Source organism: Nocardioides abyssi, assembly GCF_030412915.1.
Lineage (GTDB): Bacteria > Actinomycetota > Actinomycetes > Propionibacteriales > Nocardioidaceae > Nocardioides > Nocardioides abyssi.
Window position 1 is genome coordinate 1 of record NZ_JAUHJR010000263.1, and the last position, 226, is coordinate 226.

General features: G+C 70.8%; 1 protein-coding gene. It reads right to left on the reverse strand.

Going from position 1 to position 226, the window contains the following annotated elements; translation table 11 throughout:
* Positions 1-226, reverse strand: a 226-nt coding sequence (locus QWY29_RS20715; protein WP_300963097.1) for a hypothetical protein, incomplete at both ends; no start/stop codon positions are given.

Consider the following 226-nt stretch of genomic DNA (forward strand, 5'->3'; position numbering starts at 1 on the left):
GAGCGGCGAACGCGAGGAAGCCGCCCACAGGGAGGATCGACGTGAGCAGACCCAGGGCGGCGGGAAGCGCTGGACGGTGAATCAGCGGGGCCTTCGCCTCGGGCGCCGCGCTCGGCGCGCGGGTCTCACCCATGCTCGAGACCACAGCAGCTGCGATCACCAGGAGCGCGGCGGCGCCGTACCACGCTCCGGTGAAGCCGATAGTGCTGACCAGAAGTTCGCCGAG